Below are 14,846 nucleotides of genomic sequence, written 5' to 3'. Positions count from 1 at the left end.
CGAATGTCAGGCGGGGGTGTAGGTGACGGGGGTGTCCTTGCACTGCCGGCGGCGAAGACCGCGATGGCGTCCAGCTCAGCGGGGGCCGCGGCCGGGTCCCAGCGCAGCTTGGTGGACACTCACTCCGCGACGTCGCGGCAGTGGGCGCCGGGCAGCGGCAGCAGCCACCCGGCCGGACCCTGGTCGGCCTTGGCACGGTTGGTGCGAGCGGTGACGGTCACCAAACTGGTGGGGGCGCCCAGGTCGTTGGCGCAGCCTCGCGGCGGGCCGCACTCCTTCGGTGACATCCAGGCGACCGGTGTCCGCATCGAAGCCCGCGGTCTGGACGTGCCCAGCGAGCTCGGGCGCGGCCGCGGTGAGGATGCCGTCGAACTGCGCGGGGACGCTGCCGCCGGTGGCCGGGGCGACCATTCCGCGCTCGGTCATCATCATGCCGATCGCCGCACCGAGCCTGAGCGGTGCGCAGCCGTCACGTCGTACGACGGTGCCGGTGCGCCGCTTCGGCTTCTTCGTCTGGGTGGCGCGCTTCCTCTCCACCGCCTCCCGGAAGGCATCGACGTACTGACTCACCGTTTGTTGAGCGGGCAGCGGGCGTTCGGCGCCGCGGGTCAGTTCAACGGGGCCTTGGGCGGTGTCCCGTAGAAGGTGATGCGCGGCCAGCCGCGCCGGGTGGCGAGTTCGTTGAGGGCCTCGGCGACCTCCTCGGGGGAGATCTCCTGCTGGCCGGAGGTCTCCTCGTGCCGGATGCTGAAGGTCATCGACACCTCCGCATACCCCGAGGTGTGCTGGGCCCGCCCGGAGAACTGGGTGCCCGGCTCGAACGCCACCGCCGCCGCCCGGGCGGGCCCGGCCTCGGTGCTCTGCGCGCCCTTGTCCTCCGTGGCGCCGGTGCCGTCGCTGTCCGCATGAGCCGTACCCGCGGAGGCGAGCACCGCGCCTGCCGCCGCCGAGCCCGAGTAGCCCAGCAGTGACCGCCTGGAGACGTTGGACATGTTCCCTCCCTGGTGAGACGGGTCCCCCCCTGGAGACCCGCAGTGATCGTAAAGGCCAACGCGGCCCCCTGGAGCGGAACTCGACCACTCACTTCGCACGCTGCGCCTTCGGCTCACCCCTTGGCGGAGAGCCGAAGGCCCAAAGACTCAGGGAAATGCCCTCATGACCATCTTTCGCTGGGCCAGCTGCCGACAGTCAGCTACTCCCGGGGGTTCTCAACGGCTCCGGCGCCGCCGGCGCCTCTCAGGAGCCCGCTCGGCGCCCGGCTCGCCGAGCGCGGCCCCCGGGCCCATCGGCTCGCGCCCCTCCCGGCACGGCGTACGGACGGGCAGCGGCTTCGACTTCGCCTTCTACCCGGCGCCGTTCTGGCGAGCCTGTCGACGTTCATCGCTGCCAGAGGAAGGCGGCCTCGCTACAGGGGCGGCAGTGGAAGACGTAGCCAAGGCCGCCCCCGCCGAAGTTGGCGGAGGAGGCGAAGTCCGCTCCTTCTTCGAACGCGGCCGTGAAGGTCATACGGGCAGCGCAGGATGGGCACGCTGGAGTCTCGTCGCCCTGGAGCCAGGGGGGTTCGCTGCCCAGCCACCCCAGCACCGGCTCCTCGGTCGGGGTGTCGGCCGGGTGGGGACGCAGGGCGGTGACCGCGCCGAGCAGCGTTTCGCCTTCGGCGGGGATGGTGGCCGCCGACAGCGGGCCGCTGAACACTACGGCGCGGTTGCCCCCAGCAGTGGCGTCCCAGTCGTCGCACATGCCCGGGTTGTTCTGGCAGAGGAATACCGCGATCACACCCCAGTCGAGGGGCAGGTGAGCGAAGAACAGCATGTGGCCGCCACATTCGCGGCAGTTCGGCCAGGCGAACCCGTCCGGGACGAGGGGCACTCCCCCCGTGCGCAGTTCGAGAGCGTCAGCTACGGCCTCTCCGCCGTGTACCAGCAACATGGCCAAAGCCTAGGCGCAGCCGTTTCCACACCGCTGCCCGGCCCCGGCCTGCCACGACGCTTCTCGAGGGCGTGTACGAGGCATTCGGTGCGCGCCGGGCAGCCGGTGCGCATGGCCCATCGTCGCACGGGTACGCCGTTTGATCGCCGCGAAGGTCGGCTTGCCGTACCTCGTAGAGCACGGCGCTGGGCCGTCTTCGGCCGCACGGCCCGCCGGGCCGTGCCGGCCCCATGAGCGGCACGCTCGCGGAGGTCGGGGTCACAGGTCCTCGAGGAGGGCCGGGTCGCGGGCGTCGAGGGTGCGGCCGGTGGCGAGTTCCTTGGTGTAGAGCTCCTCGCCCAGGACTTCCCGTACGGCGGCGGCGATGCGGTCCACGTCCCCGCTCTCCGCGCGGGGCAGGGGGCGGCCGACGGATTCACGGGCGGCGGTGGCGGCTCCGAGGAGGCGGGCGGCGTGGGCGTGGTGGCCCGTCAGGGCGCACGTGCCGGCCAGGCCCTCGAGGGCGAGGGCGAGGGCGCGGGGGTCGCCGGTCCCGCGGGCGGCGGCGTAGCCGGCGAGGTGGTGGGCGCGGGCGGTGCCGGCGTCGCCGCGCTGTTCGGCGACGAAGCCGAGCTCGGCCATGACGAGGGCGGTGCCGAGGTCTCCGTAGACGGCGCGGAGCCAGCCGAGCCACTTGGTGAGGTGGGCCTCGGCGTCGTCCAGGCGGCCCTCGCGGCGGGCGACGAGGGCGAGACCGGTCTCGGCGAACTGCTCGCCGCGCTTGTGGGCCTGTTCGGCGGCGAGGCGCAGGCCGTGCTCGTGGAAGCGGCGGGCCTCGGCGTGGTCGCCGGTGAGCAGGGCGATGCGGCCGAGGCCGGACCATTTGTAGGAGGCGTCGGTCCACAGGCCGAGTTCCTCGGCCATGCGCAGGCCGTCGCGGTGCGTGCGGGTGGCCTCGTCGTAGTCCTCGTGGATCTCCGCGAGCTGGGCGACCAGGTCTCCTGCCTTCAACTGACCCCAGCGGTCGCCCAGTTCGCGGAAGAGTCCGAGGCTGACGCCGGCGTCGCGGGAGGCGGCGGGGAAGTCGCCGCGGATGAGCGCGTGCCCGGCGCGGACGGTCAGGGCGGCCGCGCGGCCCCACGGGTCGCCGAGTTCCTCGAAGGCGGCGAGGGCGATGGCCGCCCGGTCCTGGTTGGAGGCGAGGTCGCCGGAGCCGTACAGGGTGAAGGAGAGCAGCCACAGGGCGTGGGCCCGGTCGCGGGGGCCGGTGATGTGGTCGATGAGGGGGAAGGCGGCGGCGGCCCTGGCAGGGCCCTCGGCGTCGCCGGAGTGAAGGGAGAGGGCGGCGCGGCGGACGGTGGCGTCGGCGTGGTGGGCGCGGCAGAGGGCGGTGTCCTCGGCGGGGACGGCGAGGGCCTGGTCGAAGGAGCGCAGGGCCTCGCCGAGCCGGCCGCGCAGGAACCAGTACCAGGACTGGGCGATGACCAGGCGCAGGGCGTCGTCGGCGGCGCCGGTGCGGACGCAGGTCTCCAGCGCGGCGCGCAGGTTGCCGGCTTCGGTGTCGAGGCGTTCGAGCCAGGTGCGCTGGTCGTGGCCGCGCAGGCGGGGGGCGGCGGTCTCGGCGAGCGCCAGGTGGTGGCGGGCGTGCCGGCGGCGTACCTCCGTGGTCTCGCCGGCTTCGTCGAGGCGTTCGAGGCCGTAGGCGGCGACGGATTCGAGGAGCCGGTAGCGCGCGCCGGCCGGGGTGTCGGCGGCGATGACGAGGGACCGGTCCACCAGGCGGGCGAGGAGGTCGAGGACCTCGTCGGTGGCGAGGGCGTCGTCGGCGCAGACCGCTTCGGCGGCGTCCAGGGTGCAGCCGTCGGCGTGGACGGCGAGGCGGCGCAGGACGGTCTGCTCGGCGGGGGTGAGCAGTTCCCAGCTCCAGTCGATGACCGCGCGGAGGGTGCGCTGGCGGGCCGGGGCGTCGCGGCGGCCGGCGGCGAGCACACGGAAGCGGTCGTCGAGGCGGGCGGCGAGTTCGCGCGCGCCGAGGGTACGGACGCGGGTGGCGGCCAGTTCGAGGGCGAGCGGGATGCCGTCGAGGCGGCGGCAGACGGCGGCGACGGCCTCGGCGTTGTCGGTGGTGAGGGCGAAGTCCGGGTCGGCGGCCTGGGCGCGGGCGACGAACAACTGGACCGCCTCGGCCCGGGAGAGGGTGTCGGGGCCGGTGGCGGTGGCGTCGGGCAGGGCGAGGGGGCCGACGGGGCGGAGGATCTCGCCGGTGATGCCGAGGGGTTCCTGGCTGGTGGCGAGGACCCGCAGGTGGGGGGCGTGGGCGAGGAGGGTGCGGGTGAGTTCGGCGACGGCGTCCACCACGTGCTCGCAGTTGTCAAGGAGCAGCAGGGCGCGTTTGGCGTGGAGGGCGGTGGCGAGCCATTGGGCCGGGGTGTCGGGGCGGTCGTCGGAGCCGTCCGGGGAGGTGTCGTCGCGCATGCCGAGGGCGGCGGCGACGACGTGGGCGGTGGCGGACACGTCGCCGGAGGTTTCGGGGCGGGCGGCCGGGCCGGTGAGTTCGACGAGCCACGCGCCGTCGGGGAAGGCGTCGGCGGCCTGGGCGGCCGCTTCGAGGGCGAGGCGGGTCTTGCCGACTCCGCCGGGCCCGGTAAGGGTGACGAGCCGGCCCCGGGGGCCGGTGGTGTCGGCGAGGAGCGTACGCAGGGCCGTCAGGTCGTCGGCCCGGCCGACGAGTTCGGCGAGCGGGACGGGCAGGTTGCCGCGCCGGCGGGGGGCGCCGGTTCCGGGGGTGATGGCCCCGGCCGGGGCGGCGGGGGTGGCGGGGGCGTCGAGGGACGGGTCCTGCTGGAGGATCGCCTGGTGGAGGGCGGTGAGTTCGGCGCCCGGGTCGAGGCCGAGTTCGTCGCGCAGGCGGGCGCGGAGGCGGGCGTAGCCGTCGAGGGCGTCGTTCTGGCGGCCGGCGCGGTAGAGGGCGCGCAGGTGAATGGCGTGGAGACGTTCGCGCAGCGGGTGGGCGGCGACCAGGCCGGCGAGTTCGTCGGCGAGCAGGTGGTGTTCGCCGAGAGCCAGGCGGGCGGCGGCCTGCTCCTCCAGGGCCGAGACGCGTTGTTCCTCGAGGTGCTGGACGGCCCGGCGGGCGAAGGGCTCGTCCTCGAACTCGGTGTAGGCGGGGCCGCGCCACAGGGCGAGGGCTTCGGTGAACAGCGCGACCTTGGCGCGGAGGTCGGAGGTGGCGCGGGCCTGGGCCGCCAGGTCGGCGAAGCGGCCGGCGTCGATGGTGTCGGGGGTGACGCCGAGGAGATAGCCGGGCGCACGGGAGACGACGAGGGCCCGGCCGCCGGGCTCCGCCTCCTCCAGCGTGCGGCGCAGTTGCCAGACCTTGGTCTGCAGGGCCGCCGCGGGTTTGCCGGGAAGATCCTCGCCCCATATGTCGTCGAGGAGGCGGTTCGTGGAGACGGGCCGGCCGGCGTGTATGAGGAGGTCGGCGAGGAGGGCGCGGACCTTGGGCTCCCCCAGTGGGACCGGTCTGCCGTCCGTGGTCCACACCTCTAGAAGACCCAGTACCCGAAAGCGCATGGCCGCACAGTAGCCCGTAGCGCGGGGTCCGGGAGGCGCGGGGCGCGGCGCCGTACGGGACGGGAGCCGGTACGGGCAGGGCTGCGGTGCCGGACGGCGTGGGAACACCGGGCGGGGACTCGGAAGTACTGGGCGCGGGGCGGCCGTGAGAGCCCGTGAGCGCGCGAGGCGACGTTCGTGAGTCGGCCGTGAGGGTGCCGAGAGAAGCGGGGGCCAGTGTGTTCGTGAAGCCGCCGCAAGGAACGGGCGGCGGTCAGCCACGCAGCGACTCCTGAACGCCCGAGACCCCCGCAGAGGTCCCGGACCGCCGGAGATCCAGAAACCAGGATCGAGGAATCGAGGACCCCATGTCTCGCGCATCCCGTACCAACCGAACGAGCCAGGCCACGGACGTCGGGTCGCAGGACCTGGCGGACCGTACCGGCTCGGCTCCCGACCCGCGCCGCTGGCTGGCGCTCACCTTGCTGGTCGCCTCGTTCTTCATGGTGATCGTCGACTCACAGATCGTCATGCTCGCGCTGCCTGCCATCGAGTCGGAGCTCGGCTTCGCGGCCGGCGGCGTCCAGTGGGTGATGAGCGCCTACCTGCTGAGCTTCGGCGGCCTGTTGATGTTCGGCGGACGCACGGCCGACCTGCTCGGCGGTCGCAGGATGTTCCTGCTCGGCACGGCGTTGTTCGGCATCGCCTCGGTGCTGTGCGGTCTGGCGTGGACCGACGAGGTCCTCATCACCGCCCGTGTCGTCCAGGGTGTGGCCGCCGCCGTCATGACGCCGACCGCCATGGCCGTTTTGATGCACACCTTCGCCGAGGGCCCGGAGCGCAACAAGGCGCTGGGCATCTGGACCGGCATCGGCGCCTTCGGTGCCACCGCCGCCCTCCTCATCGGTGGTCCCATCACCGATGGCCTGGGCTGGGAGTGGATCTTCTACATCAACGTGCCGGTCGTCGCCGCGGTCCTCTTCTTCGGCCCGCGCCTGCTGAAGGAGACCCCGGTCCGCCCCGGCCGCCGCCGCTTCGACCCGGCCGGCGCCATCACCATCACCGCCGCCATCGCGCTCTTGGTGTACGCGGTCTCCGAGGCCCCGCTCGCCGGCTGGGGCAGCGGTCAGACCATCTGGATGCTGGTCGCCTCCGCGGCGTTCCTGGTCGTCTTCACCGTCATCGAGAGCAAGTCGCAGGCTCCGCTGATCCCGCTGCGGATCTTCCGCTCCCCTACGGTCGTCGGCGGCAACCTCCTGATGCTCATCGTCGCCATGGCGGTCTACGGCGGTGCGCTCATCACCTCGCTCTACGCCCAGCAGGTGCTCGGCTACAGCGCGGTCAAGTTCGGTCTGAGCACCGCGGTCTACGCCCTGATGTCGATCATCGGCGCGAACGTCAGCGCCCGGCTCGTCGCGAAGGTCGGCTACAAGCCGATCGCCGTCGTCGGTATGGCCCTGCTCTCCGGCGGCCTGCTCCTGCTCACGCAGATCGACCCGAACGGCGGCTACTGGAGCGACCTGTTCTTCGGCCTGGTCATCTTCGGCTCCGGTATCGGCTCCACCAACGTGGCCGCCTCGATCGCCTCGCTGACGGGCGCCAAGCCGGAGGAGTCCGGTCTGGTCTCCGGCATCAACAACGCGGTCTTCCAGATCGGAGCCGCGCTCGGTATCGCCATCGCCTCCTCGGTGGCCTTCGCCCACACCACCGGTACGGACGCCGCCGGCCTCAACGAAGGGTTCCAGGCCGGGTTCCTGGCCACCGCGGTCTTCGCGATGGTCGGCCTGGTCACCGCCCTGCTCCTGCTGCTGAGCCGCAAGCCGGCCCAGCCGCCGGTCGCCGCCGGTGACGGCGCCTCTGCCGAGGCGCAGAAGGTCCACGTCCCAGCCGGTCACTGAGCCCGCGGGCCGGGTCACCGCACCGCCACGCACCACCGGTCCGCGTCCGTCACACACCACCGCACAGGGGTAGCCCCAGCTCCATCCGGGCTGCCCCTGCGCCGTTCCCCGGACTGTTCGCTCCCCTCGTCAGGAGAACCGCATGTCGTCGGTCGTACGCCTCCCCGCCCACCGCAGCCCGGCCGCGAACCGCGCCGGAGCCGAGGAAAGGACCCGCTGGTGGGCCCTGCTCGTGGTGCTCGCCGCGGTGTTCATGACGACGCTCGACTTCTTCATCGTCAACGCGGTGGCGCCGGCGGCCCGGCGCGACCTGGACGCGGGGCGCACCGCCATGCAGGCGGTGCTCGTCGGGTACGGCCTCGCGTACGCCATCGGCCTCATCACCGCGGGACGGCTCGGGGACCTGTACGGGCCGCGGCGGGTGTTCGTGGTGGGACTCGCGCTGTTCACGGGCGCCTCGGCGGCGTGCGGGCTGGCCACGGGGCCGGGATTCCTCGTGGCGGCGCGGATCGCGCAGGGCCTGGCCGCCGCGTTGATGGCACCTCAGGTCCTCGCGCTGATCGGCCGCATGTTCCCCGGGGCCGACCGGTCGCGGGCCTTCGCCTGGTACGGGGCGACCGTGGGGATCGCCGGCACCGGCGGGCAGGCCGTAGGCGGGCTGCTGCTGGCGGCGGACCTGGGCGGGCTCGGGTGGCGGGCCTGTTTCCTCATCAACCTGCCACTGGGGCTGCTGGCGCTGGCGATGGCCCGGTTGCTGCCGGCGGATGCGACGGGGACTGGGGCGGCTTCCGAGGACGGGATACGCGGGCTCGACCCGCTCGGGGCGGTGCTGTCCGCGGCCGGGCTGCTGGCGCTGGTGCTGCCACTGGTTTCCGGCCGCGAGTCCGGGTGGCCACTCTGGACGTGGATGAGCCTCGGCCTGTCCCTGCCGCTCCTCACGGGGTTCGCCTCGCACCAGCGGCGCCGGATCACGGCGGGGCACAGCCCGCTGCTGGACCCGGCACTCTTCCGGGACCCCGGCTTCACCCGGGGCGTGGTCTGCGTGGCCCTGCTGTTCGGAGGGTCGGCGGGGCTGACGTTCGTGCTGTCCCTCTTCCTCCAGGAGGGCCGGGGCATGTCACCGGTGACGGCGGGCGTGGTCGGCGTCGCGCTCAACGCCTCCTTCTTCGCGGCGTCCACGCAGACGGGCCGCCTCACCGGCCGGCTCGGCAACCGGATCACCGTCCTCGGCGGGACGGTCCTCGCGGCGGGCTTCGCCCTGATCGGCTGGTCCGCCTCCTCCGTCGGCGCCACGGGGCTGCCCGTGGGGCTGATCACCGGACTCGCCGTGACCGGTACCGGCATGGGACTGCTCATGGCCCCCCTGACGGCGGCCGCGCTGGCGGGCGTGCGGGCGCACCTGACCGGCATGGCGGCCGGTGTCCTGGGCACGGCCCAGGAGACCGCGGGCGTCCTCGGCATCGCTGTCACGGGGCTCGTCTTCTTCCACCGCCTCTCCCCCGGCGGCGCCGCAGCCCCACAGGCGGGGGCTGCGGCCTGGCTGGACGCCTTCCGCACGGTGATGACCGTCCTGGCCGTCACCGCCCTGGCGATCGCCGCGATCACCGCTGCCGCCATCCGCCGCCACGCGGTTCCGGACACCAGGTGGACCGGCCCTGAGGGCCCGTCACCCGCCCTCGCGGCGCCGGCCAACGGGCCGGGCCCCGGGCCCGCGCTCCGGTCCGCACCGGTCTTGGTGCCCGCCCCGGCCGCCGGCGGTGCGGAACCAGAAGCTGCGGCCCGCCCCGTATCGGCCGCTGCGGGCACACCCCCCGCCGCGGGTACGGGCTCGGAACCGTCGCGCCGCCCCGCCGTCCCGCCCAGCCCTTGCGATCGGGCGCATGTCGATCACATCGCCGATACCGGTTCTGCGTTCCTCCGATGGCGCCCTGCTCCGATTCGACGGTGATGCGCTGGTTTTGCGCCGGAGGACCGAGGAAGTCCGGATTCCCCTCCTGGCGATAGAGCGCATCCGTTCCGAGCGGCGCAGTCTGGCCGTCAAACTCACTGCCCCGTCCGGAACGGTGCCCGCGATGCACCGGGTTGGACGACGTGAGCGAGGCTGCCGCTGGCCTGTTCGCCGAAGCCGTCAACGCGGTCCTGCCTGAGCGTCCCGCGAGCGCCGAGGGCTCAAGACTCGTGACCACCCGCGCGGTGACCGAGTCCCAAGAGGAGAGGGACAAGCGAAGACGCAGGTGGTGGGGAACTGCTGTCGTCCTCGTGTGTGCCGGCCTTGCGGCGGCCGTCGCCGCCCATGGAGTCTGGACCTTCGCGTTCTTGATCATGCTGGTGGGTCCCGTTGGCGCGTTGCTCACAGCAATCGGTGCCGACATGGTGCGGTTGCGGTACCGCTCCCGGTACCTGCTCCGCCATGGCGTCACCGTCGAAGCGAGAAGAGTCAGTGAAATACGCGTTCTGGGCGGCGAGTTCGGGATGTTTGTGTACACCGACATGCACGGTGTGGAGCGTAGCGTGAACGTCAAGAGCCGCTCCGCTACGGTCCAGGTCGTCTACCACCCGGACAAGCCAGGCATCGTGACCGAATACGGCTCGCGGGCCAGCCGCGCGAGCGACACCGTCGCCGCCCTGTGCTTCCTCGTCTTCGGGCTCATCGTCGACGCGACGGTCATCGGCGTAGCGATCGGCTCCTTTCAGGGCATGTACCCCGGCTACTGAGACGCTGCTGGTGGGAGCCTGGTTTCTTGCTCCGCGAGCCGTCAACTGACCGCTCCCACTTGAGGCGTACTCCAGGTCTTGTGCCGAGCTGCTCGCCCAGCGCGTGCAGCGTGCAAGAGAGTTGCTGGAGACGACAGAGCTTCCCTTGGCGCGGATCGCGGAAGCCACGGGCTTCGGGGCCGTCGAGACGCTTCGCCATCACTTCGTCCGGCACGTCGGTACGACACCGTCGGCGTACAGGGGCGCTTTTCGCCGGTGACGGCAGCCTGCATCCGGGCCTGGCCGTATCTTGCGCACCAGGGGCACACGTGCCGGTGTCGCCGGGGGGCGGCCGTCGGAAGACTGAGCGTGTTCTCGCCGGCTCGTTCAGGGAATCACGCCACCTCTTCACGGAGTCCCTTTCATGCCTGGTCCATCCGTACGTTCTCGCCGTCCCGCACGCCCACTGCGTGTCCACACCGTCCTCTATGACGGCGTGGAGGAGCAGGATTTCGCCGGTCACATCGAGGTGTTCGGTACGATCCTGCTGATGCCTCGATGCGGCTCACCGACGGCGCCGCGCATCATGGTCAGCAACCATGGACAGCCCCGCCGATGCTCGGGCAGTGGCTCACCGCCGCCCGCGAGGCCGACCCACCGGTGATCACCTCGGGTCGGTCAGCTCGCCGCCCGTACCGCGTCCCTGATCAGGTCGGCGACCTGTGTGGGCTCGGAGAGGAGGACGGCGTGGGAGGCGCCCGGAAGTTCGACGACTACGGCGCCGGCCCGTGCGGCGCCGAAGCGCTGGACCTCGGGGCTGATCGTGCGGTCCGCCCCGGCCACCAGGGCCCAGGACGGTTTGGTCCGCCACGCCGCCGCGGACGCGGTCTCGGTAAAGGCGGCCGTGGCGAGTGGGCGCTGGGCCGTTGCCAGGACGGCGGCGATACTCTCGGGCACGTCCGCCGCGAACACGGAGGGAAAGGCCGTCTCCTCGATGGTGACCTCGACTCCGGAGTCGCCGTCAAGGAGCGGGTAGGTCCACGCCTTCAGGCTGCCCGTCAGCGGGGACTCGGGAAAGCCTCCTTGGAGCTGGCCGAGGCTCTCGCCCTCGTGGGGCACGTAGGCGGCCACGTATACGAGCCCCACGACGTTCTCCGCGGCGCCGGCCACGGTGATCAGCGCACCGCCGTACGAGTGGCCGACGAGTACGGCGGGGCCTTCGACCTGTGCCAGGACAGAGGTGAGGTAGGCGGCGTCCGAGGTCAGGCCCCGCAGCGGGTTCGACGGAGCGATCACCGGGATACCGCTGTTCCGCAGTTCCGAGATGACGCCTATCCAGCCTGTCGCGTCGGCGAAGGCACCGTGCACGAGGACGACGGTGGGGTTGGTCATGCGAGTTCCCTCTCGGTGTCGGGCCACGTGTGGGGTGTCGTCACGACGGTCCAGGGCGCGGCCCGGAACGCGGCAAGAGGTCCGTGAGACGGTTACTCACGGTAGGACCATGGAAGCGGCACCCCTTGTGCGTGGGCGCATCCGCGCTGGCACGACGGCGCACACACGTCTCAGCGCCTTCGCTCGTCCTGTGCGCCGGCAGTCGTCGTGAAGGCCGACGTCGCCAGCGCCTGCCATTCGCTGGGACTCATGCCGTAAGCCCCGCGGAACGTGCGGCTGAAGTGCGAGGGGCTGCTGAAGCCCCAGCGGTGTGCCACCGCGGCCATGGTGATCCTCCGGTTGGAGCGGCCCAGTTCGAGCCGACAGAACTCGAGCCTGCGCCGCCGCACCCAGTGGCTCACCGTGCTGCCGTCGTTCTGGAAGAGCTTCTGCAGGTACCGGACGGAGATGTGGTGGGCGCGTGCGATCGACTCCGGTGAGAGGTCCGGGTCCATCAGGTGTTCTTCGATGTAGCCGTGGATGCGGGACAGCATCTCGTTGGCGGCCCCGGACGCGTCCTCGGCCTCGTCCGTCGTGTCCGCTTCGAGGAGCTCCATCACCAGGACGGAGAGGAGGTGTACGGCCGTCCGGGCACGCCGGTCCCCGACCGTGGACCGGCGGAACTCGGCCTTGGCGGCGAGCGCGGTCAGGAAGTCGGACGCCAGCGCCCCGATCCCCTCCCCGCCGCGTACGGGCACGCCGAGCACCTGGTTCAGTTCCGGCTCGGTGACGCCCAGATAGCAGCGGGGCACCCGGAAGAAGATCATCTGGCAGTCCTCGCCGAACCGCAGCATGTGCTGTCGGGCCGGGTCGCAGAAGACCAGGTCGTTCGGTTCCAGCAGGGTCTGGGCGCGCCCGTGGACGACGGTGACGGGCCCGCGGACATGGACGCCGAGGTAGACATGGTTCCGGTCGTTCGTCTCCGGCATCTCGGAGAGCATCTGGACCAGCCACCCCGAGCGCGGGGAGGGTGAGGCCAGATCGGGCGCTTGTCCGGGCGTCCGTCCGGGCACACGAGACATCAGTGTGAGGGTCATGGAGGTCCTAGCCGTAGGTGCGTGGTGCGGGCGGAGGGCGGAGGGCGGATTCACACCCCGTTCGCCGTCTCCTCGGCCAGGAACTTCTCCAGCACGGCGTTGAAGGCCGGCGGGTTCTCCAGGAAGGGGAAGTGCGAACTCGCCACGTCGGAGGCGAAGACGTGCAGGCGGGCGCCGGGAATCCGCTCGGCGACGAAGCGCTGCGAGTCGGGGTTCACATGGCTTCCCTCGCAGCCGATCACCAGGGTCGGCACGTCGATCCGGGGAAGCACGTCTCGCCAGTCCTGCGCGCAGTGGTCGAACAGCAGGGGTACGCCCGCGTAGGCGGGTGTCGACCGGATCTCCTCGTCGACGAAGGCGAGCACCTCGGGGTCGGGGTCGCCGGAGAACATGCCGCGCACGAAGTCGGCGCGGACCGTGTCACCCTCCGGCCCCGTGAGGGCCGCGCCCAGGTACAACAGCCCCGACACATCGAAGATGGCACCGGAGTCCCGCTGTTCCCGCTCGGTCATCCAGGGCACGGCGGCGACCGCCGCGGGCTGGTCGACGGCGACGAAGCGCCGGATCCGTCCGGTCCCGTACTGGTCGATGAAGCTCCACCACACCGAGACACCCATGGACCAGCCCAGTGCGTCGAAACGGTCAAGACCGAGATGGTCGACGAGTTCGAGAACATCGCGGGAGAGCCGGGCGATGCGGTAGCCGTGACGCGGCTTGCCGGACTTCCCGTGGCCGCGGAGGTCGACGGTGACGACGCGACGGCCGGGCGCCAGCCCCTCGATCTGGTGGCGGAACATCGCCTGCGTCTGCCCCCAGCCGTGCAGCATCACCAACGCGACACCCGCGCCGCCGGTGTCCCGGTACGCGAGCCGTGCGCCGTCCGTCGTGATCAGTTCCTTCATGACCTCTCCCCTGGTCAGAGGCGGCACATCGGTCCCGCCCGTCTCGGCCATCATCGAATGGAGCCGGCCGCCCGCACCACCGCGAGCTGTAGGAATCGGGGCGCGAATCCTTCTCGCTTTGTCGAAGTCGCGTCGCCGGGGCGCATCCGTGGTCAGACGGGCCCGTCGGCACCCGGGGCGAGGAGTTCCTCGATCCTGAGGCCGAGGTGCAGAGTGAGCCGGTGGGCGCCGTCGTCAAGATCGAGTCCGGTGATCTCCTGGATCTGGCGCAGGCGGTAGTAGAGCGAGGTGCGGTGGATGCCCAGCGTGTCCGCGGTCCGGGGTATCGATCCCGCATGTTCGAGGAAGCAGCGCAGGGTGTCCCGCAGGCGGTCGCCGCCATGAGTGCCGCTCAGGACACGGAGCGGCTTCGGGACCAAGGACGCGTTCAGGGCGTGCTCGGGGAGCTGGAGCAGCACCGCGAGTTCCCCGAGCAGCTCCCAGTCACCGGCGCTCTTCAGGGTGGGCAGCCGGTGCGCCGCGCGTGCCGCCACGAGCGCCTGCTCGTACGACGTCCATGCGTCGTCCAGGCGGGGGTGCCGGCCGCCGACGCCGATCACCGGGTCCGCCGACGGGCCCAGGAAGGTGCGGAGTTCGTCCAGGATGCGAGCGGACTGTGCGGTGACCTCGTCCTGGCCGGGCGGACTGTCGCGCAGCTGGAGCAGTGTCGCCCGGTCCTTGCGGATCGCGATGAGGCCCTGGGCCGAACGCGTCTGCCGGAACCCCTCCAGCGCCCCCCACAGGGCCGCCTCGGGCTGCCGTACGACCTCGGTCGCGCAGCTCAGCTGGACGACGGTGACCAGGACGTGCTCCGCCGCTCCGAGCGATCCGAGTTCCCGGCCTCGCCAGCGCGCGGTGGTACGGGCGGCGACGTCGGTACCGACGAGTTCGAGGACCAGGTCCCGCTCCTCGGCCTTCCGGGTGTCGGCGGCGATGTGCTCTCCGTACATCTGGGCGGCCATGGCGTCCGCGGACCGGGCGATGACACGTGTCTCGTCCTCCGTGAGCGTCTTTTCGGGCACGACCACCATGAGCAGTCCGAGGAGATGCCCGCGCTCGCGCAGGGGCACCACGTAGCGGGGCAGCAGTCCGAGGTCGTCACGGCCGTCGATGAATCCGGCCCGGGACCACTGGGTCACGCCTTGGGCGAGGACGTAGCGGATGGTCGCGTTGTCGGCGCGGCCCTGCAATAGGGTGCCGATACGGACCGGGTCCTCGTCGCCGAAGTGGCGGCTCGTGCAGACCATGCGGACCAGCGGGTCGTCGACGGCGACGGACCTGCCGAGCCGCTCCGCGAGCTCGTCGACGAGCGCCTGGAGCTCGGGGCTTCCGGGGCGGGCTCGCTGGAGCCTTGCGGTCATGCGCTGTTCCTCTCTCGACCAACG

11 protein-coding genes and 3 pseudogenes are annotated in these 14,846 nt (G+C 72.1%); 6 read left to right on the top strand and 8 right to left on the bottom strand.

All coding sequences use genetic code 11. The annotated features are described in order from the left end of the window. Positions 1–6: 6 nt before the first annotated feature. Positions 7–251 (bottom strand): annotated as a pseudogene (locus KKZ08_RS36235) (HNH endonuclease); the annotation flags it as partial. Positions 252–361: 110 nt separating this feature from the next. Between KKZ08_RS36235 and KKZ08_RS36230 the strand changes: the two are divergent. Further along, positions 362–565 carry a hypothetical protein gene (locus KKZ08_RS36230; RefSeq protein ID WP_223778470.1) on the top strand — a complete coding sequence of 68 codons (204 nt, stop codon included), beginning with the start codon at positions 362–364 and terminating at the stop codon, positions 563–565. A 43-nt stretch (positions 566–608) separates the two neighbouring features. Here KKZ08_RS36230 and KKZ08_RS36225 read toward each other — a convergent pair whose 3' ends face one another. The 3 genes from KKZ08_RS36225 to KKZ08_RS38795 form a co-directional block, all read right to left on the bottom strand. Further along, positions 609–992: a hypothetical protein gene (locus KKZ08_RS36225; RefSeq protein ID WP_223778469.1), complete on the bottom strand. Its 384-nt coding sequence runs from the start codon at positions 990–992 to the stop codon at positions 609–611. Between the two features lie 385 nt (positions 993–1,377). Further along, entirely contained in the window at positions 1,378–1,929 is a 552-nt protein-coding gene (locus KKZ08_RS36220) for a hypothetical protein (RefSeq protein ID WP_223778468.1), read from the bottom strand. 258 nt (positions 1,930–2,187) lie between these two features. Beyond that, positions 2,188–5,481, bottom strand: coding sequence for a BTAD domain-containing putative transcriptional regulator (locus KKZ08_RS38795; protein ID WP_263303386.1), 3,294 nt, complete (start codon positions 5,479–5,481; stop codon positions 2,188–2,190). Between the two features lie 347 nt (positions 5,482–5,828). On the opposite strand from KKZ08_RS38795, the gene KKZ08_RS36210 reads away from it, so the two are divergent. From KKZ08_RS36210 to KKZ08_RS36190, 5 genes and pseudogenes are all read left to right on the top strand, one after another. Next, positions 5,829–7,358, top strand: coding sequence for an MFS transporter (locus KKZ08_RS36210; RefSeq protein ID WP_223778467.1), 1,530 nt, complete (start codon positions 5,829–5,831; stop codon positions 7,356–7,358). Between the two features lie 142 nt (positions 7,359–7,500). Beyond that, positions 7,501–9,306, top strand: coding sequence for an MFS transporter (locus KKZ08_RS36205; protein ID WP_223778466.1), 1,806 nt, complete (start codon positions 7,501–7,503; stop codon positions 9,304–9,306). Positions 9,307–9,440: 134 nt separating this feature from the next. Further along, positions 9,441–10,073, top strand: a complete 633-nt coding sequence (locus KKZ08_RS36200; protein WP_223778465.1) for a hypothetical protein — start codon at positions 9,441–9,443, stop codon at positions 10,071–10,073. Positions 10,074–10,161: 88 nt separating this feature from the next. Beyond that, positions 10,162–10,332 (top strand): annotated as a pseudogene (locus KKZ08_RS36195) (helix-turn-helix domain-containing protein); the annotation flags it as partial. A 144-nt stretch (positions 10,333–10,476) separates the two neighbouring features. Further along, positions 10,477–10,596, top strand: a pseudogene (locus tag KKZ08_RS36190) (DJ-1/PfpI family protein); the annotation flags it as partial. A gap of 134 nt (positions 10,597–10,730) precedes the next feature. Here KKZ08_RS36190 and KKZ08_RS36185 read toward each other — a convergent pair. From KKZ08_RS36185 to KKZ08_RS36170, 4 genes are all read right to left on the bottom strand, one after another. Next, the gene (locus KKZ08_RS36185; RefSeq protein WP_223778464.1) at positions 10,731–11,444 is read right to left on the bottom strand and encodes an alpha/beta hydrolase; all 714 of its coding nucleotides are present in this window, start codon (positions 11,442–11,444) and stop codon (positions 10,731–10,733) included. Between the two features lie 170 nt (positions 11,445–11,614). Continuing rightward, a complete protein-coding gene (locus KKZ08_RS36180; protein WP_223778463.1) occupies positions 11,615–12,505 on the bottom strand; it encodes a helix-turn-helix domain-containing protein in 891 nt (296 codons plus the stop codon). A 65-nt stretch (positions 12,506–12,570) separates the two neighbouring features. After that, positions 12,571–13,422 carry an alpha/beta hydrolase gene (locus tag KKZ08_RS36175; protein WP_223778462.1) on the bottom strand — a complete coding sequence of 284 codons (852 nt, stop codon included), beginning with the start codon at positions 13,420–13,422 and terminating at the stop codon, positions 12,571–12,573. A 152-nt stretch (positions 13,423–13,574) separates the two neighbouring features. Then, positions 13,575–14,822: a helix-turn-helix domain-containing protein gene (locus KKZ08_RS36170; protein WP_223778461.1), complete on the bottom strand. Its 1,248-nt coding sequence runs from the start codon at positions 14,820–14,822 to the stop codon at positions 13,575–13,577. Positions 14,823–14,846 lie beyond the last annotated feature (24 nt).

Origin of the sequence: Streptomyces sp. 135 (assembly GCF_020026305.1) — a bacterium.
In the GTDB taxonomy this organism is placed as follows: domain Bacteria; phylum Actinomycetota; class Actinomycetes; order Streptomycetales; family Streptomycetaceae; genus Streptomyces.
The sequence above is the reverse complement of the archived record's forward strand: the minus strand, read 5'-3'. Positions and strand labels throughout refer to the sequence as shown.

Bases quoted from the DNA above. Each gene is read 5' to 3' on its own strand.
- KKZ08_RS36230 (WP_223778470.1), top strand. From the start codon at position 362: ATGCCGTCGAACTGCGCGGGGACGCTGCCGCCGGTGGCCGGGGCGACC.
- KKZ08_RS36225 (WP_223778469.1), bottom strand. From the start codon at position 992: ATGTCCAACGTCTCCAGGCGGTCACTGCTGGGCTACTCGGGCTCGGCG.
- KKZ08_RS36220 (WP_223778468.1), bottom strand. From the start codon at position 1,929: ATGTTGCTGGTACACGGCGGAGAGGCCGTAGCTGACGCTCTCGAACTG.
- KKZ08_RS38795 (WP_263303386.1), bottom strand. From the start codon at position 5,481: ATGCGCTTTCGGGTACTGGGTCTTCTAGAGGTGTGGACCACGGACGGC.
- KKZ08_RS36210 (WP_223778467.1), top strand. From the start codon at position 5,829: ATGTCTCGCGCATCCCGTACCAACCGAACGAGCCAGGCCACGGACGTC.
- KKZ08_RS36205 (WP_223778466.1), top strand. From the start codon at position 7,501: ATGTCGTCGGTCGTACGCCTCCCCGCCCACCGCAGCCCGGCCGCGAAC.
- KKZ08_RS36185 (WP_223778464.1), bottom strand. From the start codon at position 11,444: ATGACCAACCCCACCGTCGTCCTCGTGCACGGTGCCTTCGCCGACGCG.
- KKZ08_RS36180 (WP_223778463.1), bottom strand. From the start codon at position 12,505: ATGTCTCGTGTGCCCGGACGGACGCCCGGACAAGCGCCCGATCTGGCC.
- KKZ08_RS36175 (WP_223778462.1), bottom strand. From the start codon at position 13,422: ATGAAGGAACTGATCACGACGGACGGCGCACGGCTCGCGTACCGGGAC.
- KKZ08_RS36170 (WP_223778461.1), bottom strand. From the start codon at position 14,822: ATGACCGCAAGGCTCCAGCGAGCCCGCCCCGGAAGCCCCGAGCTCCAG.